The sequence below is a fragment of the Acinetobacter sp. 12966 genome, assembly GCF_031196995.1.
GTDB classification, from domain to species: domain Bacteria; phylum Pseudomonadota; class Gammaproteobacteria; order Pseudomonadales; family Moraxellaceae; genus Acinetobacter; species Acinetobacter geminorum.
In genome coordinates this window covers 1-257 of record NZ_JAVIMC010000008.1, presented here as the reverse complement: position 1 = coordinate 257, position 257 = coordinate 1, and the positions used below count along the sequence as shown (strand labels likewise).

Annotated in this window: 1 protein-coding gene; it reads right to left on the bottom strand. The window is 29.6% G+C overall.

Annotated features, from left to right (window positions below; translation table 11 throughout):
• Window positions 1–74: hypothetical protein (locus tag RFW85_RS20020; protein ID WP_375143859.1), on the bottom strand; the 74-nt coding region annotated here is incomplete at its 3' end.
• Window positions 75–257 lie beyond the last annotated feature (183 nt).

Here is a 257-nt window from a genome sequence, read left to right as displayed (position 1 = left end):
AGTGAAAGGACTGGAATGATATTTTTTACTTCAGACTTCCTCGTAAAAAGCTTATTACTCTTCTTATTTCCCATTGTCTCGCCCTGAGAGTGATTTTAAATTGTCAGGATTATAAATGAGAATCATTGTAATTAACAATATTATTAATTGCTTTAAAATAATATATTTGAAATTTATTCAAACCCTTTTAGGGGAATAGGTATTTATTCCCCTAAAAGGGTTTGAACAGTGATTAGGTGTTCTTAAAAGTATTGAGG